Source organism: Mycobacterium sp. RTGN6, assembly GCF_033804605.1.
Classification (GTDB): Bacteria; Actinomycetota; Actinomycetes; order Mycobacteriales; family Mycobacteriaceae; genus Mycobacterium.
The window spans coordinates 576,454-596,016 of sequence record NZ_JAPZKZ010000003.1 but is presented as its reverse complement, the minus strand read 5'-3'; the positions used below and the strand labels follow the sequence as shown (position 1 = coordinate 596,016).

17 protein-coding genes are annotated in these 19,563 nt (G+C 67.5%); 7 read left to right on the top strand and 10 right to left on the bottom strand.

Features of this window, described 5'->3' with window-relative positions; translation table 11 throughout:
* From SLQ33_RS10815 to SLQ33_RS10785, 7 genes are all read right to left on the bottom strand, one after another.
* Positions 1-564 (bottom strand): MspA family porin (locus SLQ33_RS10815; protein WP_319453812.1); only part of this gene is annotated, 564 nt, incomplete at its 3' end.
* A 651-nt stretch (positions 565-1,215) separates the two neighbouring features.
* Positions 1,216-1,710, bottom strand: coding sequence for a molybdenum cofactor synthesis domain-containing protein (locus SLQ33_RS10810; protein WP_319453843.1), 495 nt, complete (start codon positions 1,708-1,710; stop codon positions 1,216-1,218).
* Between the two features lie 83 nt (positions 1,711-1,793).
* Positions 1,794-3,116: a S1C family serine protease gene (locus tag SLQ33_RS10805; protein ID WP_319453811.1), complete on the bottom strand. Its 1,323-nt coding sequence runs from the start codon at positions 3,114-3,116 to the stop codon at positions 1,794-1,796.
* A 180-nt stretch (positions 3,117-3,296) separates the two neighbouring features.
* Positions 3,297-4,775 carry a HAMP domain-containing sensor histidine kinase gene (locus SLQ33_RS10800; RefSeq protein WP_319453810.1) on the bottom strand — a complete coding sequence of 493 codons (1,479 nt, stop codon included), beginning with the start codon at positions 4,773-4,775 and terminating at the stop codon, positions 3,297-3,299.
* Positions 4,775-5,458 carry a response regulator transcription factor gene (locus tag SLQ33_RS10795; protein ID WP_319453809.1) on the bottom strand — a complete coding sequence of 228 codons (684 nt, stop codon included), beginning with the start codon at positions 5,456-5,458 and terminating at the stop codon, positions 4,775-4,777. The genes SLQ33_RS10800 and SLQ33_RS10795 overlap by 1 nt, the downstream gene beginning before the upstream one ends.
* A 68-nt stretch (positions 5,459-5,526) precedes the next feature.
* Positions 5,527-5,700: a 50S ribosomal protein L32 gene (gene rpmF / locus SLQ33_RS10790; RefSeq protein ID WP_319453808.1), complete on the bottom strand. Its 174-nt coding sequence runs from the start codon at positions 5,698-5,700 to the stop codon at positions 5,527-5,529.
* Between the two features lie 99 nt (positions 5,701-5,799).
* Positions 5,800-6,129, bottom strand: a complete 330-nt coding sequence (locus SLQ33_RS10785) for a hypothetical protein (protein WP_319453807.1) — start codon at positions 6,127-6,129, stop codon at positions 5,800-5,802.
* Between the two features lie 180 nt (positions 6,130-6,309).
* Between SLQ33_RS10785 and SLQ33_RS10780 the strand changes: the two genes are divergently transcribed.
* From SLQ33_RS10780 to SLQ33_RS10750, 7 genes are all read left to right on the top strand, one after another.
* Positions 6,310-7,995 (top strand): acyclic terpene utilization AtuA family protein, encoded by a 1,686-nt coding sequence (locus tag SLQ33_RS10780; RefSeq protein WP_319453842.1) that lies wholly within the window; start codon positions 6,310-6,312, stop codon positions 7,993-7,995.
* Positions 7,992-9,140: an acyl-CoA dehydrogenase family protein gene (locus tag SLQ33_RS10775; protein WP_319453806.1), complete on the top strand. Its 1,149-nt coding sequence runs from the start codon at positions 7,992-7,994 to the stop codon at positions 9,138-9,140. The genes SLQ33_RS10780 and SLQ33_RS10775 overlap by 4 nt, the downstream gene beginning before the upstream one ends.
* Complete coding sequence (locus SLQ33_RS10770; protein WP_319453805.1) at positions 9,137-10,732, top strand: acyl-CoA carboxylase subunit beta; 1,596 nt, start codon at positions 9,137-9,139, stop codon at positions 10,730-10,732. The genes SLQ33_RS10775 and SLQ33_RS10770 overlap by 4 nt, the downstream gene beginning before the upstream one ends.
* 31 nt (positions 10,733-10,763) lie before the next feature.
* On the top strand, positions 10,764-12,719 hold the full coding sequence (locus tag SLQ33_RS10765; protein ID WP_319453804.1) for a biotin carboxylase N-terminal domain-containing protein: 1,956 nt from the start codon (positions 10,764-10,766) through the stop codon (positions 12,717-12,719).
* Positions 12,720-12,743: 24 nt separating this feature from the next.
* On the top strand, positions 12,744-13,901 hold the full coding sequence (locus SLQ33_RS10760; protein WP_319453803.1) for an acyl-CoA dehydrogenase: 1,158 nt from the start codon (positions 12,744-12,746) through the stop codon (positions 13,899-13,901).
* Between the two features lie 2 nt (positions 13,902-13,903).
* The gene (locus SLQ33_RS10755; RefSeq protein WP_319453802.1) at positions 13,904-14,680 is read left to right on the top strand and encodes an enoyl-CoA hydratase family protein; all 777 of its coding nucleotides are present in this window, start codon (positions 13,904-13,906) and stop codon (positions 14,678-14,680) included.
* 124 nt (positions 14,681-14,804) lie between these two features.
* On the top strand, positions 14,805-15,377 hold the full coding sequence (locus tag SLQ33_RS10750) for a DUF1707 domain-containing protein (protein ID WP_319453801.1): 573 nt from the start codon (positions 14,805-14,807) through the stop codon (positions 15,375-15,377).
* Positions 15,378-15,389: 12 nt separating this feature from the next.
* Here SLQ33_RS10750 and SLQ33_RS10745 read toward each other — a convergent pair whose 3' ends face one another.
* From SLQ33_RS10745 to SLQ33_RS10735, 3 genes are all read right to left on the bottom strand, one after another.
* Positions 15,390-16,214: a histidine phosphatase family protein gene (locus tag SLQ33_RS10745; RefSeq protein WP_319453800.1), complete on the bottom strand. Its 825-nt coding sequence runs from the start codon at positions 16,212-16,214 to the stop codon at positions 15,390-15,392.
* A gap of 42 nt (positions 16,215-16,256) precedes the next feature.
* Positions 16,257-17,690 carry a hypothetical protein gene (locus tag SLQ33_RS10740; RefSeq protein ID WP_319453799.1) on the bottom strand — a complete coding sequence of 478 codons (1,434 nt, stop codon included), beginning with the start codon at positions 17,688-17,690 and terminating at the stop codon, positions 16,257-16,259.
* 380 nt (positions 17,691-18,070) lie between these two features.
* Positions 18,071-19,459 carry a hypothetical protein gene (locus SLQ33_RS10735; RefSeq protein WP_319453798.1) on the bottom strand — a complete coding sequence of 463 codons (1,389 nt, stop codon included), beginning with the start codon at positions 19,457-19,459 and terminating at the stop codon, positions 18,071-18,073.
* Between the last annotated feature and the right edge of the window lie 104 nt (positions 19,460-19,563).

Below are 19,563 nucleotides of genomic sequence, written 5' to 3'. Positions count from 1 at the left end.
ACGCAGCAACACGCCACCGGCAGCACCGGTCACCGTGCCGTGAGCATTGGACACCGCGACGCCACCGGCAGCACCGGCCACGTCGACGGAGAACGTCGCGACTTCCTGGATGCCCGGGCCGTTGCCCAGGTCAGCACTGATCGACACACCCGGGAACAGGTTCGGGGTGATGACCGAGTCGAGGCCGAACGGCGGCGCGGTGATGTTGCCGTCGTCGATCAGGATGTTCGGCGTGGTGTAGGAGAAGTTGATACCCACGCCCAGCGACCAGGGGAAGCCGATCTGGTAGCCCAGCTCCAACGTGCCCTCGAACTCGTCGGCACCGGGACCCGCGACGATGAACTTGGCCCGACCCGAGTGGAACCACTCACGGGTCAGCCGGTTGCGGTCCAGCGGGAACACACCGTTGAGGAAGGTGTCCCACTGCTGCACCGTCAGGGTGCGGTCCTGGCCGTCGACCAGGCTCAGCTCGTTGTCCAAACCTGCGTGAGAGGTGCCCGTGCTCGCGAATAGCGCCGCAATGGCCGCGACCAGCGCGACCAGCACCCGACTGAATGCTTTCATCTTCTCCCTAGCTGTATCGACGACGGACCGGTAGGTCCGCCGTGTCGTGGTGCCCGGCTCTACCGCTAAACCTGACACCTCGAAAGACCGCAATGTGAGGTGAATTAGAAACCTCACACATTGTTCTTACGTTTTGCTCATTTGACAGCAGAAACATAACGGGGAGGCATCCGCCCGGCAACGCAAGCACGACCCCAACCCTGAACGCGTCGCACAGTCAGCAGCCTTTGCTGTACCCAAATTGACGGCGCCACGGTTCGCGGGTGCGTCGGCTGGGGCGAGTGCGCACAAGCCAGCCCACCCTATGTGGGCGCGCCAAATGTGCGGTGACTAGGGCCGATTCGGGAGCTACGGGCTACGGGTAATCAGAGGTCAGCCATGGTGCGGCGGCACATTGTCACGCAACCATTGGTCCCGCTCGGCGTCCTCATGAGCCGAACCCTCGTCGCGCTCGTCACTGGAGGCCATGGGCAGGGGATCACCGAAAACTGGGTTAACTGAAGGGGGTGTGGGCTTTGAGCGTCCCGTCACAGCGCATCTCCAATGTGACGAAGATCACACTTGGGGTGGGATTGCCGTTCATACCGCGTTAACACGGCGACTGCCGAGATCAGCCACCCTGTGCGGCCCCACAGCGCCGAACGCAACGGGTCAGATCTCCAAGCTGGACAGCTGGCCGATGATCAGCGTCGCCAGCGGGCCGAGGGTGGCCATACCGTCTCGGACGGCGCCGCGGGATCCGGCGATGTTGACCACCAACGTGCTTCCCGAGATGCCTGCCAGGCCACGTGAGACGCCCGCGTCGACGATGCCGGCGGACAGCCCGGACGCCCGCAGCGCCTCGGAGATGCCGAGCAGTTCCCGGTCGAGGATGGTCGTGGTGGCCTCGGGGGTGACGTCGCGCGGGGTGACGCCGGTACCACCGACGGAGATGACGAGATCGACGCCGCCTATCACCGCGGTGTTTAGCGCATTGCGAATCTCGATCTCGTCGGCCGACACGACCACGACGCCGTCGACGACGAAGCCGGCCTCACCGAGGAGTTCGGTGACCAACGGCCCGTTGTGATCCTCTTCGCCGTGCGCCGTCCGATCATCGACGACGACCACCAATGCGCGACCGACCAACTCCCCTGGCGTTTCCATGAGTGTCACCGTATATCTCGGCTCAGACGTCGGTGCGACCGGCGACGACGCGAGGGTCAGCACCGGCCGACCCGGCGCGATCGTCACTGCGGTGCCTTCCCAAGGGTCACCGAAACCGTCTGCGGCTTGCCAGCCGAATCGAGGTAGGTCAACGTGACCTGCTCGCCCGGAGCCTTCGAGCGGACCGCCGCCACCAGGGCGCTGGCACTGCCGATGACCCGGTCGTCCACCTTGGTCACGACGACGCCGCTGGGCAGCCCCGCCGCCGCGGCCGCACCACCGGCGGTCACGTCGACGATCTTGGCGCCGTCGACAGAGGCGTCGTTGCCGACCTGCACGCCGAGCGAGGCGTGCGACGCGGTGCCGTTCTGGATCAGTTCGTCGGCGATGCGCTTGGCCTGGTCGATGGGGATGGCGAAGCCCAGCCCGATCGACCCGCTTTGCGATTCGCCGGTGTCGCCGCCGAGGGTCGCGATGGCCGAGTTGATGCCGACGAGCTCTCCGTTCATGTCGACGAGCGCGCCACCGGAGTTACCGGGGTTGATCGCGGCGTCGGTCTGGATGGCGTCGAGCACCGTGTTCTGGTTCTGCGCGTCGCCGCCCGCGGCCACCGGCCGGTTGAGCGCGCTGACGATGCCGGTGGTGACGGTGCCCTCGAGGCCGAGCGGCGAGCCGATCGCGACGACGTCCTGGCCGACCCGGAGGTTCCCCGACGAGCCGACCGTGATGGGCGTCAGCCCGGTGGCGTTTTCGGCCTTCACCACGGCGATGTCACTGCTGGGATCAGTGCCCAACACCGTGAACGTCGTGGTATTGCCGTCGGCGAAGGTGACCTTGGTCTGCACGCCTGGGCCGCCGTCCTTGGCGCCGGAAACCACGTGGTTGTTGGTGAGGATCAGCCCGTCCGTCGACAGGACGATGCCCGAACCCTCCTCGGACGCCTTGCCCAGGTCGGTCTCGAGCTTGACCACGCTGGGCACCACCTTGGCCGCCACCTGCTCGACGGAGCCTGCGGGCAGGTTCGCCGCGGGTTGGCTGGGAGCGACCCCGCTTGCGGTGGTGGCGACGGTGCCGCGGTCCGGCTGCACCAGCGTCGCCACGCCGCCGCCGATACCGGCCGACACCAACGCGATGGTCAACGCGCCGACAGTCAAAAACCCTGCCCGCGAACGCTTCTGGGGCACGGCCTGAGGCGGCGCAGCCATCGTCCGCGTGGGATCGGCGGTCCGGTACGGATCCATCGGCGGGCGGTACTGCGGATGCTGCTGTTGCGTCGCATAACGCCAGTCGTACGGTTGCTGGGGCGCACCCTGGCGTGGATAGCCCGGCGCGCCCGGGTCATAGGCGCCAGGACGCTGCGGGGGCTGCGGTGGCGGTGGCGGCGAGTACCTCGGGTGGTTCGTCATTGCTGCTCGTCGCTCTTCTTTCCCTAGATGGCGTCGTCAGTACGTACCTTTACAACGACGCGCGCACCCCGACTGTGCCCGTCACGGCTGAGAATCCACTTAGAGAATCTTCGGGACATCCGCAGACTTCTCGCAGAGACTCCCTAATCCTCGAGGTTCTCGCCGCCGACGTCCACCGCTTTACCTGCGCGTGTCGCCTGCAGTGTCCCGGTCGTCGATGGACGGGCGGCCCGGCAACACGACGTGGATGGACGTGCCGGGCGGGTCGCCGCCAGGCACGGTGTCGTCAATGCGAAGCGTCCCACCGTGTTTCACGACCACCTGCTTGACGATCGCCAGCCCGAGACCCGATCCGGGCATGGCGCGCGCCAACGTCGACCGGAAGAACCGCTCGAAGACCAACCGACGCTCATCCAGTGGAATGCCCGGGCCGTGATCCGAGACGACCAGTTCGGCGTGCACCGGATCCAGTTGCGTCAGGCGAACGCCCACGTGCCCACCGGGCGGACTCCACTTCGCGGCGTTGTCGAGCAGGTTGAGCACCGCACGCGAAAGTCCCGCTCCGTCGCCGTAGACCTGCCATCCGGCGACCGCGACGTCGAACTCGATGTCGTTGCGGCGCCGCCGAACTCGCTCGAGACTACGGTCGATCACCTCGGTCATGTCGATCGGCTCGTGAATCGTCACGCCTACGTCGTCGCGGGTGAGGTCCATCAAATCGCCCACCAGCGTGGACAACTCCTCGATCTGGGCGATCACGTCAGACCGCAGCCCCGCCATCTCCTCGTCGGGCAGCCGCGGAGCACCGGGCACCATCGCGGCCATCAGGAGTTCCACGTTGGTGCGCAACGACGTCAGCGGCGTGCGTAACTCGTGGCCCGCGTCGGAGACCAGCCGCGTCTGGCGGTCCCGCGATTCGGCGAGTGCGCGCAGCATCATGTTGAACGCCTCGGTGAGCCGCGCCAGTTCGTCGCTGCCGTGCACGGGGATCGGGCGCAGGTCGTCGGTTCGTGCCACCCGTTCGGCGGCTTCGGTCAGTCTTGCGACCGGCCTCAGCCCCGTACGGGCCACCGTCCCACCCGCGATCGCGGCCACCGCCATGCCAAGGCCGCCGACGATGAGCAGGATGGAGCCCAGCCGGTTGAGCACCTTGCTGGTGGGCGCCATCGTCTTGGAGATCAGCAGCGAGCTGCCGTTGGAAAGGCGCACGGCGAGCACGCGCTGATAGTTGGCCGTCCGAAGTGAGACGTAGGCCTTGCCCGTGATGACGTCCTGCTCTGGCTGGCCGAGCGGGAGCGTCTGCCCTTCCTGGTTCGCCGTGTAGATCGAGCGGCCCGGGTTGACCAGCATCGCGTTGACGTCGGAGTAGGCAGTGCCCTCGATCGCCTTGCCTGGATCGGCGGCCAGCGTTCCGCTGTCGATCAACAGCTGTGCCCGCGTCTGAAGCTGGTTGTCGATGTCCTGGTAGAGCGCACGCGACACCACCACGTAGACCGCGACGGCCATCAGCACGACCACCATGGCCACCATCGACATGGCCAGCAGCATCACCCGCCAGCGCAGCGACACCGAACTGGCGTCGTGCAGGGTCTCCCGTGCGCTGACGTCGCTGGCGCGGCGCTCCCGCGCACGCCACCAGAACTGTGGCCGACTCGACATCAGGGTGGCGTCTCGCGCAGCACATAACCCACCCCGCGCACGGTGTGGATCAGGCGCTGCTCGCCCTCGGCTTCCGTCTTGCGGCGCAGGTATCCGACGTACACCTCGAGTGCATTGCCGGACGTGGGGAAGTCGAAGCCCCACACTTCTTCGAGGATGCGGCTGCGTGTCAGCACCCGGCGCGGATTCGCGATGAGCATCTCGAGCAAGGAGAACTCGGTGCGGGTGAGGCTGATCTGGCGCAGCCCGCGCGTCACCTCACGGGTCATCGGATCGAGACTCAAGTCGGCGAATGTCATGGCGACCGACTCTTGGTCGTCGGGGGTGGTGCGGCGCAAGAGCGCCCGCATCCGGGCCAGCAGCTCCTCGAGTGCGAACGGCTTGGGCAGGTAGTCGTCGGCACCCGCATCGAGGCCGGCCACCCGCTCGGACACCGAGTCACGTGCCGTCAGCACCAGGATGGGTAAGTCGTCGCCGGAACTGCGCAGCCGTCGACAGACCTCGAGTCCGTCGAGCCTTGGCATCATCACGTCGAGCACCACCGCGTCCGGGCGCTCCCGGGTGATCAGGTCGAGCGCTTCCTGACCGTCTTGAGCCAGTTCGACCGAGTATCCGTTGAACGAGAGTGAGCGGCGCAGAGATTCGCGCACCGCGCGGTCGTCGTCAACGACAAGAATGCGCACAGCCACAGTGTCAACCCACTATCTGAGAGTGACCTGAGAGGCGCGCCGTGCTGAACGGCGCGAACCGGTTAGCGGCGGTCGAGATCGAGCAGACCGAGCCGGGCAGCCTTGAGCAGGCGGCGCGGCACCTTGTGCTGCTGGCCGGCGACCGTCACACCGACGAGCTCGGTTTTGGTGGCCTTCCACTGCGCGCGCCGACTACGGGTGTTCGCGCGCGACATTCTGCGCTTGGGCACAGCCATGATCGACGTCTCCTCTTGAGGGGTGCTGCCGCGCGAGTATCCGGCGTCGGCAAGTGCCACCCAGGATAGCCGGTGAGGTGCTCAGCCTCCAAAAACGGGCTACGCGGGCATCCCGACCCAGTCCTGCACGACGCACAGCACGAGCATGTCGCGGGTGTTGAAGACGTTCTGGGTCTCCGGCCCGCACCATTCCTCGTGCAGGGTCTGCGCCACGACGCGATAGTCGCGGCTCGGATCCGTGCAGGGCACGGGCGTGTCGTAGATCAGCGCGTCGGAGTCGGTCACGAAGTCATCGGGGAGAGCGATGCAGGTCCCGACCGGGAACTCGGCAGCCATGCCCGACGAACCAGACCCCGCCAGGGCTGGTGCCGCTGCGGCGATGGCCAGCCCCGTGAGAGCGACGGCGGCGGCGCTGAACAGGCTGATCATGCTGGGACTATATGGCTTCGTCTCCGACGCGGAGGTCGATTCACGCCCGCGTTCGCGATCTGACCGCACACTCGAAGTAGACGACCCTCGGAACCGCTTGACGTGGGACCGGAGGTAACGGCTAACCTACCGGTTGGTTGGTCCAACGGCTGCGATGGGAGCTTGGGGTTGAGCGTGGGAGTGCGCATCGGCAACTGCTCGGGCTTCTACGGTGACCGGCACGCCGCCATGCGCGAAATGGTGTCCGGGGGCGAGCTCGACTACGTCACCGGCGACTACCTGGCCGAGTTGACCATGCTGATCCTGGCGCGCGACCGCGCGAAGTCGCCCGACCGCGGATACGCCAAGACCTTCCTGACGCAGCTGGAGGAGTCGCTCGGCCTGGCGCTGGACCGCGGCGTGAAGATCGTCGCCAACGCAGGCGGGCTGAATCCCGCGGGCCTGGCCGCCGCCGTCCGGGCGCTGGCCGAGCGGCTCGGGCTGTCCGTCCGCGTGGCGCACGTCGAAGGCGACGACCTCGTCGGCCGGGCCGCCGAGCTCGGCTTCGGCGCCCCGCTCGCCGCCAACGCGTACCTGGGCGCGTGGGGCATCGTCGACTGCCTGAACGCGGGCGCCGACGTCGTCGTCACCGGACGGGTCACCGACGCGTCGGTCATCGTTGGGCCCGCCGCCGCCCACCACGGCTGGAGCCGCACCGACTACGACGCGCTCGCGGGCGCCGTCGCCGCCGGCCACGTCATCGAATGCGGCGTCCAGGCCACGGGCGGCAACTTCGCGTTCTTCACCGAGGTGCCCGACCTCTCCTACGCCGGCTTCCCGTTGGCCGAGATCGACGCCGACGGGTCATCGGTCATCACCAAGCACCCCGGCACCGGAGGGCTCGTCAGCGTCGACACCGTCACCGCGCAGCTGCTCTACGAGATCGGCGGCGCCCGCTACGCCAACCCCGACGTCACGCTTCGGGTCGACAGCCTCGCCCTCGAGCAGGAGGGGCCCGACCGGGTGCACATCAGCGGCGTGCGCGGCGAACCCCCACCCCCGACGCTCAAGGTGTCGCTCAACGGCATCGGCGGCTTCCGCAACGCGATGACGTTCGTGCTCACCGGTTTGGACATCGAGGCCAAGGCCGACCTGGTCCGGCGCCAACTCGAAGCCGGGCTGACCACCAAGCCCGCCGAGCTCGAGTGGACGCTGGCCCGCACCGACCATCCCGACGCCGACACCGAGGAGACCGCGAGCGCACTGCTGCGGTGCGTCGTGCGCGACGCCGATCCCTCCGTCGTAGGCCGCCAGTTCTCGTCCGCCGCAGTCGAACTCGCGCTCGCCAGCTATCCAGGGTTCACCACCACCGCACCACCCGGCGATGGCCAGGTGTACGGCGTATTCACCGCGGGCTACGTCGACGCCACCCTGGTGCCACACGTCGCCGTCCGCGCCGACGGCACGCGCAACGACGTCGCAGCGGCCACGGAGACCAAGGTGCTCGAGTCGGTCGCCCCGTTCGCGCTGCCCGAACCGCTGCCGTTCGGCCCAACGCGCCGCGCGGCGCTGGGCACCATCGCGGGGGCACGCAGCGGCGACAAAGGCGGCAACGCCAACGTCGGGGTGTGGGTACGCACCGGGCCGCACTGGCGATGGCTCGCCCACGCGCTGACCGTCGAGAAGCTGCGCGAACTGCTTCCCGAGACGGCCGACCTAGTGGTCACCCGTCACCTACTGCCCAATCTGCGGGCGGTGAACTTCGTCATCGAGGGGATCCTGGGGCTTGGCGTCGCGCACCAGGCCCGCTTCGACCCACAAGCCAAGGGGCTCGGCGAATGGCTGCGGGCGCGCTACATCGACATCCCGGAGGAGTTCCTCTTATGAGCATCTGGACCACACCCGAGCGCGAGGCACTGCGAAAGACGGTGCGCGACTTCACCGAGCGCGAGATCCTGCCCAACGTCGACGAGTGGGAACGCTCGGGTGACCTGCCGCGCGAGCTTCACCTGGCGGCCGGCGCGGCGGGGCTGTTGGGCGCCGGCCTCCCCGAAGCCGTTGGCGGAGGGGGCGGAGACGGTGCCGACGCGGTGATCATCTGCGAGGAGATGCACGGGGCCGGCGCGCCCGGCGGCGTATTCGCATCGCTGTTCACGTGCGGCATCGCCGTGCCCCACATGATCGCCTCGGGCGACGAACGACTCATCGAGACCTACGTGCGACCCACCCTGCGCGGCGACAAGATCGGGTCACTGGCCATCACCGAGCCCGGCGGCGGCTCGGACGTCGGACACCTCACCACCAAGGCGGTCCGCGACGGCGACGACTACGTGCTCAACGGCGCGAAGACGTACATCACGTCCGGCGTGCGCGCCGACTTCGTCGTGACCGCCGCCCGCACCGGAGGCCCTGGGGCGGCCGGGGTTTCGCTAATCGTGGTCGACAAGGGCACGCCCGGCTTCGAGGTCACCCGCAAGCTGGAGAAGATGGGGTGGCGCTCGAGCGACACCGCCGAACTCTCCTACACCGACGTCCGGGTGCCGGTCGCCAACCTCATCGGCCCCGAGCACTCCGGCTTCCTTCAGATCGCCGCCGCCTTCGTCTCCGAGCGAGTGGGACTGGCCGCGCAGGCCTACGGCAGCGCGCAACGCTGCCTCGACCTGACCGTCGAGTGGTGCCGCAACCGGGAAACCTTTGGCCGGCCACTCATCTCGCGCCAGTCGGTGCAGAACACGCTGTCGGAGATGGCGCGCCGCACCGACGTCGCCCGCGTCTACACCCGGCACCTGGTGGAGCGGCAGCTTGCGGGCGAGACGAACCTGATCACCGAGGTGTGCTTCGCCAAGAACACCGCCGTGGAGGCAGGCGAATGGGTGGCCAACGCGGCCGTCCAGCTGTTCGGCGGCATGGGGTACATGGCCGAGTCCGAAGTCGAGCGCCAGTACCGCGACATGCGGATCCTCGGGATCGGCGGCGGCACCACCGAAATCCTCACCAGCCTGGCCGCCAAGACGCTTGGATACCAATCATGACTGCGCTCAAGTCGACGATCGACGCACGCTCGTCGGCGTTCACCGACGCCACCGAGGCGATGACCACCAAGCTCACCGAGCTCGAGACCGCACACGCCAAGGCGTTGGCAGGCGGCGGCGCCAAGTACGTCGAACGGCACCACGCCCGCGGCAAGCTGACCGCACGCGAACGCGTCGAACTGCTGCTGGACCCCGACGCACCCTTCCTCGAACTGAGCCCGCTCGCCGCATGGGGCACCGATTTCACCGTCGGCGCCAGCGTGGTGGCGGGCATCGGCGTCGTCGAGGGCATCGAATGTCTCATCGTGTCCAACGACCCCACCGTCAAGGGCGGCACCAGCAACCCGTGGACGCTGAAGAAGATCCTGCGCGCCAACCAGATTGCGTTCGAGAATCGGCTGCCGGTCATCTCGCTGGTCGAGTCCGGCGGGGCCGACCTGCCGACGCAGAAGGAGATCTTCATCCCCGGCGGCCGGATGTTCCGCGACCTGACCCGGCTTTCTGCGGCGGGCATCCCCACCATCGCGCTGGTGTTCGGCAACTCCACGGCTGGCGGGGCATACATCCCCGGCATGTCCGATCACGTGGTGATGATCAAGGAACGCTCGAAGGTCTTCCTGGCCGGACCTCCACTGGTCAAGATGGCCACCGGCGAGGAGTCCGACGACGAGTCCCTCGGCGGTGCCGAAATGCACTCCCGCACTTCGGGGCTCGCTGACTACTTCGCCGCCGACGAACTCGACGCAATCCGCATCGGCCGCCGCATCGTGGCGCGACTGAACTGGCGGAAGCTTGGACCCTCGCCCGGTCCGGTGAGCGACCCGCGGTTCGACGCCGAGGAACTCATCGGCATCGTGCCCGCCGATCTGCGCATCCCGTTCGACCCACGCGACGTCATCGCCCGCATCGTCGACGGCTCGGACTTCGACGAGTTCAAACCGCTCTACGGTGGCTCATTGGTGACGGGATGGGCCAACCTGCACGGCTACCCCATCGGGATCCTCGCCAACCACCGTGGCGTGTTGTTCAGCGAGGAGTCCCAGAAGGCCACTCAGTTCATCCAATTGGCCAACCGGTCCGACACGCCGTTGTTGTTCCTGCACAACACGACCGGTTACATGGTCGGCCGCAAGTACGAGGAAGGCGGGATGATCAAGCACGGTTCGATGATGATCAACGCCGTCTCCAACTCGACGGTCCCGCACATCTCGCTACTCATCGGCGCCTCGTACGGCGCGGGGCACTACGGGATGTGCGGCCGGGCGTACGACCCGCGCTTCCTCTTCGCCTGGCCAAGCGCCAAATCGGCGGTGATGGGCGGGGCGCAGCTGGCCGGGGTGCTCTCGATCGTCAGCCGGGCCGCCGCCGAGGCCCGCGGCCAAGAGGTCGACGAGGACGCCGACGCCGCGCTGCGCGCCGCCGTCGAGGGCCAGATCGAGGCCGAGTCCCTGCCGATGTTCCTGTCCGGACGCCTCTACGACGACGGCGTCATCGACCCGCGCGACACCCGCACGGTGCTAGGAATGTGCTTGTCCGCCATCGCCAATGGCCCGATCAAGGGGACGTCGAACTTCGGCGTCTTCAGGATGTGAGCGCCGCAATGGCAAGCGCGGGGGGAGCGAGATGATCACGCGAGTACTGGTTGCCAACCGCGGCGAGATCGCGCGTCGGGTGTTCGCCACCTGCCGTCATCTCGGCATCGGCACGGTGGCCGTCTACACCGAACCCGACGCCGCGAGCCCCCACGTGGCCGAGGCCGACGCCCGGGTACGCCTCGACGGCCGCAACGGCTACCTCGACGCCACCCAGCTGATCGCGGCGGCCCGCGCGGCGGGCGCCGACGCCATCCACCCCGGATACGGATTCCTCTCGGAGAACGCCGAATTCGCGGCCGCCGTGCAGCAGGCGGGGTTGACGTGGATCGGGCCGCCCATGGCCGCCGTGCAGGCGATGGGCTCCAAGATCGAGGCCAAGAAGATGATGGCCGCCGCGGGGGTGCCCGTGCTCGAGGAACTCGACCCCGACACCGTCACCGAGGCGCAGCTGCCGGTGCTGATCAAGGCGTCGGCCGGTGGTGGCGGGCGCGGCATGCGCGTCGTCCGCGACGTGGCCGACCTGCCCAAGCAGGTCGAGGCCGCCCAACGCGAAGCGCAGTCCGCGTTCGGTGACCCGACGGTGTTCTGCGAGCGCTACCTCGCCACCGGCCACCACGTCGAGGTCCAAGTGATGGCCGACGCGCACGGCACGGTGTGGGCGGTCGGCGAACGCGAGTGCTCGATCCAGCGCCGCCACCAGAAGATCGTCGAGGAGGCGCCGTCGCCACTCGTCGAACGCACGCAGGGCATGCGCGCCAAGCTCTTCGAGGCGGCCCGACTGGCGGCCGAGGCCATCGGTTACACCGGCGCGGGCACGGTCGAGTTCATGGCCGACGAGGCAGGCGACTTCTTCTTCCTCGAGATGAACACCCGGCTGCAGGTCGAGCACCCCGTCACCGAGGAGACCACGGGGTGCGACCTCGTCGAGCTCCAGCTGCATGTCGCGGACGGCGGCGCACTGGCGCCCGAACCGCCTCCCGCTCAGGGGCATTCGATCGAGGTGCGGCTCTACGCCGAGGATCCCGCCAAGAACTGGCAGCCGCAGGCGGGGCCGGTGCACCGCTTCGACGTGCCTACCGCACGGACCGAGTTCACCACCCTGGGCGGCGTGGGCGTGCGCGTCGACACCGGCGTCGTGGACGGTTCGGAGGTATCGATCTTCTACGACCCGATGCTGGCCAAGGTCATCTCGTGGGCGCCGACGCGGCGGCGGGCCGCGGCGATCCTGGCCGACGCGTTGAGCCGCACCCGCCTGCACGGCATCACGACCAATCGCGACCTGTTGGTCAACGTGCTGCGTCATCCGGCATTCCTCGACGGCGCCACCGACACGGCATTCTTCGACACGCACGGCCTTGCCAAGCTCGCCACGCCGATCGCTGACGCCAGCGCGCCCGGGTTGGCCGCGCTGGCCGCAGCCCTAGCCGATGCCGCTCACAACACCACTGGCGCAACGGTTTTCCGCGGCCTGCCCAGCGGCTGGCGCAACGTACCGTCGGGCTACCAGGTCAAGAAGTACCTCGACGCGATGGGCGAGGCACACGACGTGGCGTACCGGTTCACCCGCGGCCGGCTGCAGCTGCGCGACGGTGCGGCCGTCGGCCTGGTGGCCGCGGCACCCGATCGCGTGGTGCTGTCGGTCGACGGCGTGGAGCATGCGTTCGACGTGGCCCGCTACGGCAACGACGTGTTCGTCGACTCGCCGCACGGCCCGGTCCGGCTGACTGCCGAGCCGCGCTTCCCCGACCCGGACGCCGCCGTCGCGCTCGGCTCGCTGCTGGCCCCGATGCCCGGATCCGTGATCCGGGTCGGCGCGGCCGTCGGCGACAAGGTCAAGGCCGGCCAGCCGTTGATCTGGCTGGAGGCCATGAAGATGGAGCACACCATCACCGCCCCTGGCGCAGGCGTGCTCGCGGAACTCAACGTCGCGGCCGGCCAACAGGTCGACGTCGGCGCCGTACTCGCCCGCATCGACAGCGCCTAGACAAGCCTAGAGAAGGAGACCGCCATGAGCTTCGTCGAAACCGATGAGCAGAAGGAACTGCGCAAGGCCGTCGCGCAGTTCGCCGCTAACTACGGCGAGAAGTACTACCTGGAGAAGGCCCGGGCCGGCGAACACACCACCGAATTATGGAGCGAGGCAGGAAAACTCGGCTTCATCGGCGTCAACCTGCCCGAGGAGTACGGTGGCGGCGGCGCGGGCATGTACGAGCTCTCGCTCGTCATGGAGGAGATGTCGGCGGGAGGCTGCGCGCTGCTGCTGATGGTGGTCTCCCCCGCCATCAACGGGACGATCATCAGCAAGTTCGGCACCGAGGAACAGAAGAAGCGCTGGATCCCCGGCATCGCCGACGGGTCCATCACCATGGCGTTCGCCATCACCGAGCCCGACGCCGGGTCGAACTCACACCGCATCACCACCTCCGCGCGCCGCGACGGCAGCGACTGGATCCTCTCCGGCCAAAAGGTCTTCATCTCCGGCATCGACCAGGCGCAGGCGATCCTGGTGGTCGGCCGCACCGAGGAAGCCAAGACCGGCAACCTGAAGCCCGCGCTGTTCGTCGTGCCCACGGATACGCCGGGCATGTCCTGGACGAAGATCGACATGGAGATCGTCAGCCCGGAGAACCAGTTCCAGCTGTTCCTCGACGACGTCCGGCTGCCCGCGGACGCGCTGGTCGGATCCGAGGACGCCGCCATCGCGCAACTGTTCGCAGGGCTCAACCCCGAACGCATCATGGGCGCCGCGAGCGCGGTCGGCATGGGGCGCTTCGCCATCAACAAGGCCACTGAGTACGTCAAGACCCGGCAGGTGTGGAAGACACCGATCGGCGCACACCAGGGCATCTCACATCCGTTGGCGCAGAACCACATCGAGATCGAACTGGCCAAGCTGATGATGCAGAAGGCGGCGACGCTCTACGACCTCGGCGACGACGGCGGCGCCGCAGAGGCCGCGAACATGGCCAAGTACGCGGCGGGCGAGGCATCGGTGCGCGCCGTCGACCAGGCCGTGCAGTCGTTGGGCGGCAACGGGTTGACCAAGGAGTACGGCATCGCCTCGGTGCTCACCGCGTCGCGGCTGGCCCGCATCGCGCCCGTCAGCCGGGAGATGATCCTGAACTTCGTCGCACAGACCTCGCTGGGCCTCCCCCGGTCGTACTGATCGTGACCGCACTCGTTCAGTACGCCGTCGATGGGGCCGTCGCCCGCCTGACGCTGGACTCGCCGCACAACCGCAACGCGCTGTCCAGCGTGCTGGTGCAGCAGTTGCACGACGGGTTCAGGGCTGCCGCCTCGAACCCGGCAGTGCGGTGCGTCGTGCTCGGCCATGCGGGCGGCACGTTCTGCGCGGGCGCCGACCTCGCCGAGGCGGCCGACCGCAACCTGGGCGACGTCGCCGTGGACCGGGCCCGCGAGATGACGCACGTGCTCCGGTCGATCCTCGAACTTCCGTTGCCCGTCATCGGCGCGATCGACGGACACGTCCGAGCGGGCGGCATGGGGCTCGTCGGCGCGTGCGACATCGTCGTCGCCGGACCGGCGAGCACGTTCGCCCTGACCGAGGCACGCATCGGCGTCGCGCCGTCGATCATCTCGCTGGCGCTGTTGCCGAAGCTGGACCCGCGCGCATCGGGACGCTACTTCGTCACCGGCGAGAAGTTCGGCGCCGACGAGGCCGCCCGCATCGGGCTGATCACCGCGCGCGCCGACTCCGCTGACGAGCTCGCCGCGACGGTGGCCGCGCTCGCCGCCGACGTCGCGAAGGGCTCGCCGCAGGGGCTGGCCGCGTCGAAGGCGCTGACCACCGCGGCCATCCTCGAGGGTTTCGACCGCCATGCCGAGGAGCTCACGCAGCAGTCCGCGGCGCTGTTCGGCTCCGACGAGGCGCGCGAGGGCATGTTGGCGTTCCTCGAGAAGCGGCCGCCACGCTGGGCGACCTAGTGGGAACCGATGCGCGCCGTAAGTCTGGTTACGCCGATGACTTTGCAGCAACGGTTCGGGCACCGATTCCATTAGCGATTCGGCCAGACTCTTGCATGTACCGAGGTTCGTCGTAGGCTCGTCGATGATGACTCCGCCGCGCGACTCCTCGATCCGTGCTGCCGACACCGATCGCATCCAGGTGGCGCAGTTGTTGACGGATGCTGCCGCGCAGGGCCGGCTCGAGCTGACGGAGTACGAGGACCGGCTCGCCAAGGCGTACGCCGCGAAGACCTACGACGAACTCGACCGGCTCAGCGCCGACCTCGGGACGATGACCTCGCCGCGCGGACATGGCCCGGTCCGGCCCGCGCCGTCGACCCTGCTGTTGGCGATCATGAGCGGCTTCGAGCGCCGCGGCCGCTGGAACGTGCCGAGGCGGTTGACGTCCTTCGCCCTGTTCGGTGGCGGCGTCATCGATCTGCGCTACGCCGACTTCACCTGCCCCGACGTCGAGATCCACTCGTACTCGATCTTCGGCGGGCAGACCATCCTGTTGCCACCGGAGGTCAACGTCGACGTCCGCGGCGTCGGAGTCATGGGCGCCTTCGACCACGTCGGCGAGCAGGGTTCACCCGGCGCCCCGCACGTGACGATCCGCGGCTTCTCGCTGTGGGGCAGCGTCGGCATCAAGCGCAAGAAGCGCAAGGCCGGCTGAGTTCACACGACGTCATTCGTCGGGAATGAGCCTCGGCGCGCGGCGCGTCTGAGCGAGTAGTTCAGCGCCGGTGAACTTGGGGCGGCGCGGCAATTCCACCCACTGTGCCTCGAACGGCGACGACGGTACGTCGGTGGGATTCACCAGCCTGCGGAAGCTCAGCTTGTCGCGGACGTCACCCGGATCGGCCGGATTGACGCGGGAGTAGTGGAAGATGGCGCAGTTCTTCACGTCCTGCGACTTGTCGCGTTCGAGTTCTTCGAACTGTTCGGGCAGCATCCGTTCGATGTTGTAGCGCGCGATGCCCATGAAGTCGCCGTGCGTGACGACCAATACCCGCAGTCCCGCTGCCTCGCGGTGAAGCGTGCCCTGGAAGTCACGGAACCGGTCGCTCACCTCGTAGCGGCTCTCCCCACCGGGAAGCTTTGTGTACCAAGGTGATTGGCCGTACATCTTGGTGGCCAGCGCGTATCTGTGTTGGCGTTCGGCCCGCGACAGCGCGCCGTAGGTGCCCCAACTTCGTTCGACCACGCGATCGTCCATGATCCAGTCACTGCATTCGTCGCCGCCCAGGTACGCCGCGGTTTCTCGGGTGCGCAGGAACGGCGAGAAGTAGCGCAGGTCGAACGAGGTTGCGCCACCGAGGTATTCGTCGAACCAGGACCTCGCCTGCTTGGCTTGCTCGACGCCAAGGCTGGACAGCCGCTGCTCCCAGTCGGGCCGGTCGTAGATCTCGGCGTGCTTCGCGTGCAGCCGGCCCGCCTTGTCCTCCTGCTGGGCGATGTTCGCCTCGGACTGGCCGTGCCTGACGAACACGAGGTCGTTGGGCATCGCCATGGCGACTAGCCTGCCATGGCGACGATCTGCGTCAAACGGCTGCTAGCTGCCGCTCTCCGCTCCACCGGTCTCCGACTCCGTGCTGGCCGCGGGGCTGGCGGGCTTGCCCGCGTTCGCGATCGTGTCGTGGATGGCCTGGGCGACCTGACCGAAGATGCCCCAACTGCCGGAGCCAGGCTTGGGCCCGCCGGTGCCGACGATGATGATCGGTTCGACCTTGTTGCCGTCGGTGGTGTCCTCGGCCTCTTCCTCGTCCGCGGCCTTCTCGGAGATCTTGGCCGTGAACTTCGGCTTCGGATCCGGTGCGGGGGCGGCCTCCGCTGCGGGTGCCGGATCGGCGGCGACGGCGGGCGCAGACGCGGCTAGCGGCGTCGCCACCGCGGCTTCAACCTTCGGTGTCTCGACCTTCGGCGCCTCGACCTTCAGTGCCTCAACCTTCGGGAGGGTCGGCTGCTCCTCAACGCTCTCCGTTACTGCGGAGCTCTTAGCCAACATCATCTCGTTGGGATCGACCGGCGCCGGACCTACGAGCAGATAGCGCACCACGCCGGAGATGCCGTTGTCGAAGAATTCGTTGACGAGGTCCGTCCCAGTCGGATCCGTGATCGTTCGGGCCAAAAGCTGGGTCCTGACTACCTCGGAGACGCCACCGCCAAAGAAGTCGTCGATGACTCGCTGCTGGTCGGGATCCGAGGTGCGGGATCGCAGCTGGGTATGGACGACCGCGCTCATGCCGCCACTGAATAGGTCATCGACCACTATTTCCTGCTCGGGAGAAAGCACTCCGGAGCTCTTCAGGAGTTGGTACGTCACGCCCGACGCGCCGAACTGCGACGCATTTTCGCTGTCCAACGGGTTGTCGATGTTGAAGAAGATGTTCACCAACTCGTCGGTCTCCGCGGGACCGATCGTGTTCAGGAGTTGGTGCACCAACCCCGAGGTTCCGTTGTCGAAGAAGGTGTTGATGGCATCCTCGGCATCTGGATCGGTGGTGTTGTCCAACAGGATGAGCCGGACGAGTTCGGAGACTCCGTCGAAGAAGGCGGAAATGGCCGCTTGCTGATCGGGATCGGAATTGCTGGCCAACAGGTAGAGCTCGACAAGGCTGGCGACGCCACCGTTGAAGAAGGCGTCGAGCGACGCCACTCCCGGCGTATAACCGCCCTGCTGCTGGCGAAGCAGCTGGTAGATAACCCCCGAGATGCCCGAGGTACCCGCCGCGTCGGTGACCGGTGGAAGCAACGGCTCACCCGGAACGGGAGGATCGGACGGAAAGGCCCCCTGAGGAGTCACGCCAAAGAAGACGTTGACGAGGTCCGTCAGATTCAGCTGCGCGGCCAGCTTGATTTGAGCCTCGGTGGCCTTGACCACCTGTACGTCGCGCGGTTGAAGCGGCGGGGCGATCGCAGGCACGGCGGCGATCATGCCGGCCGTGGCGAAGGCGACACCTACGGTGAGAAAGTGGCGGATTGGCATTGTGGGCCCCCTGATCGCTTGCGACGCACCTTAGAGAAAGCTGAGAAGTCGAGCATCTGGATCGTAATACGCAATCGGTCGAATTTGCCACGCACGCGTAGATTTGCTTCGAAATTGGTTGGACGTCGAGCTGGCGCCTCGGGCGAAAGTAATGCTCAGCGACGTGTCCGGCTGGTTGCTTTGCCAGCGCACAGGCCGAAAGTCGCAGCAAGTATGGATAATTATCCAATCCGATAGTTTGCCACGTGTTTGGCCCGCAAAGCGCGCACAGAGCGGCGTCCCCGTCAGTCAACGTGCACGGAAATACGCGCGTTCATGCGCACGAGCAACGGCCCGGGGAAACGCAGGTAGGAAAGGTGTGGCGAGGCCGACGCCGACGGTCAGCTGGTGCTGCCACCCGTGGAACTCGAGGACGACGCGCCGGTCTCACCAGCCGAGGCTCCGCTAGGCGCAGCTCCTGCGCCTGCGATCGCCTTGCTCACCGCGTCCGCAACCTGCCCGAACACGCCCCAGCTGCCCGACCCGCTCTTGGCACCGGGGGCGCCCACGATGATCACGGGCTCGGCCTTGTTGCCGTTGGTCAAGTCGGTGGCGGTCGTTTCGTCCGCGCCCGACGTGTCTTTGACCTTGGCGGTGAACTTGGGTGCCTCAGCGGGTGCCGCCGCCGGTGCAGCTGCGGCCGGAGCAGCCGCCGCCGGAGCATCAGCGGCCGGGGCAGCAGCGGCCGGGGCCGATGCCACCGCCGCGGCAGGCGTTGCGTCCACCGGCTCGGCGGCCGCGGCCGGCTCCTCCGCCGGCGCGCTGAACCGAGCCAGGGTCGTCGACGCGAACGGCTCGGGCTCCTCCGGCGGCACTGGCGCGGGACCGACGAGCAGGTAGCGGACCACCTCGGAGATGCCCTCGTCGAAGAACCCGTTGATCAGGTCGTGCTGGACGGGGTCGGTGGTGGCCGCCAGCAGCCGGATGCGCACGTTCTCGGAGATGCCGCCGCCGTAGCCGGTGTAGGCATCGGGGAAGAACGCGTTGATGTCGGCGAGTTGGTTCGGATCGGTGGTGCGCGACAGCAGCTGCGTCCTGACCACCTGCGTCGCCCCACCCGTGAAGAAGTCGTTGATGGTCTGGACCTGTTGCGGGTCCGACGTGCGAGCGAGCAGCTGGTTCCACACCACCTGGGTGGCGCCACCCTGGAAGAAGTCGTTGATGACCAACTTTTGCTCCGGCGTGAGGTCACTGGCCATCAGCCGGAGGAAGATGACGCCGGGGATGCCCTTCAGGGCCGCATTCGGCTGTTCCTGGTCATAGAAGGCGTTGATGTAAGGCACCAACGTCGGGTCGGTGGTGTTGGCCAGCGTCAGCAGATGAGCCACCTCGGTGATCCCGCCGGAGAAGAAGCCGTTGATCAGAGCAGCCTGGGGCGAGTCCGGGACCGTGCTGGCAATCAGGTACTGCCGCACCACCTCCGAGACGCCGGAGGCAAAGAAGCCGTCGACGGCATTCTGGTATTGCTCGTTGGGACCCGCGATCTCCTTCGCGTACTGGTGCGCGACACCTGAGAAGCCCCACAGGCCCGGCGCGTCGGTGCTGCCTGGGTACTTGCCGAAGAAGGTGTTGACGATCGACACGTAGTCGTTAGCCGTCAACGCCACCTCGGTGTCCCTGGCGACCTTCAAGTCATGCGGCGACAGCGGGGGGGCGATGGCCGGCACGGCGGCGACGACGCCTGCGGTAGCGAACGCGACGCCTGCCTTGAGATACGCGCGAAGTGCCATGTAAATCCCCCTATGGATCGGGTGAGTGACGGTAGAGCGGCTACTAACGTACTGCAGTCTCGAAGAATCTGAGAATAACATGATAAAGCCCGCGAACTGTTTTG

Excerpts from the sequence above, each read along its gene's own strand:
- SLQ33_RS10810 (WP_319453843.1), bottom strand. The coding sequence starts at position 1,710 with ATGGAAACGCCAGGGGAGTTGGTCGGTCGCGCATTGGTGGTCGTCGTC.
- SLQ33_RS10805 (WP_319453811.1), bottom strand. The coding sequence starts at position 3,116 with ATGACGAACCACCCGAGGTACTCGCCGCCACCGCCACCGCAGCCCCCG.
- SLQ33_RS10800 (WP_319453810.1), bottom strand. The coding sequence starts at position 4,775 with ATGTCGAGTCGGCCACAGTTCTGGTGGCGTGCGCGGGAGCGCCGCGCC.
- rpmF (WP_319453808.1), bottom strand. The coding sequence starts at position 5,700 with ATGGCTGTGCCCAAGCGCAGAATGTCGCGCGCGAACACCCGTAGTCGG.
- SLQ33_RS10785 (WP_319453807.1), bottom strand. The coding sequence starts at position 6,129 with ATGATCAGCCTGTTCAGCGCCGCCGCCGTCGCTCTCACGGGGCTGGCC.
- SLQ33_RS10775 (WP_319453806.1), top strand. The coding sequence starts at position 7,992 with ATGAGCATCTGGACCACACCCGAGCGCGAGGCACTGCGAAAGACGGTG.
- SLQ33_RS10770 (WP_319453805.1), top strand. The coding sequence starts at position 9,137 with ATGACTGCGCTCAAGTCGACGATCGACGCACGCTCGTCGGCGTTCACC.
- SLQ33_RS10765 (WP_319453804.1), top strand. The coding sequence starts at position 10,764 with ATGATCACGCGAGTACTGGTTGCCAACCGCGGCGAGATCGCGCGTCGG.
- SLQ33_RS10760 (WP_319453803.1), top strand. The coding sequence starts at position 12,744 with ATGAGCTTCGTCGAAACCGATGAGCAGAAGGAACTGCGCAAGGCCGTC.
- SLQ33_RS10750 (WP_319453801.1), top strand. The coding sequence starts at position 14,805 with ATGATGACTCCGCCGCGCGACTCCTCGATCCGTGCTGCCGACACCGAT.
- SLQ33_RS10745 (WP_319453800.1), bottom strand. The coding sequence starts at position 16,214 with ATGGCGATGCCCAACGACCTCGTGTTCGTCAGGCACGGCCAGTCCGAG.
- SLQ33_RS10740 (WP_319453799.1), bottom strand. The coding sequence starts at position 17,690 with ATGCCAATCCGCCACTTTCTCACCGTAGGTGTCGCCTTCGCCACGGCC.
- SLQ33_RS10735 (WP_319453798.1), bottom strand. The coding sequence starts at position 19,459 with ATGGCACTTCGCGCGTATCTCAAGGCAGGCGTCGCGTTCGCTACCGCA.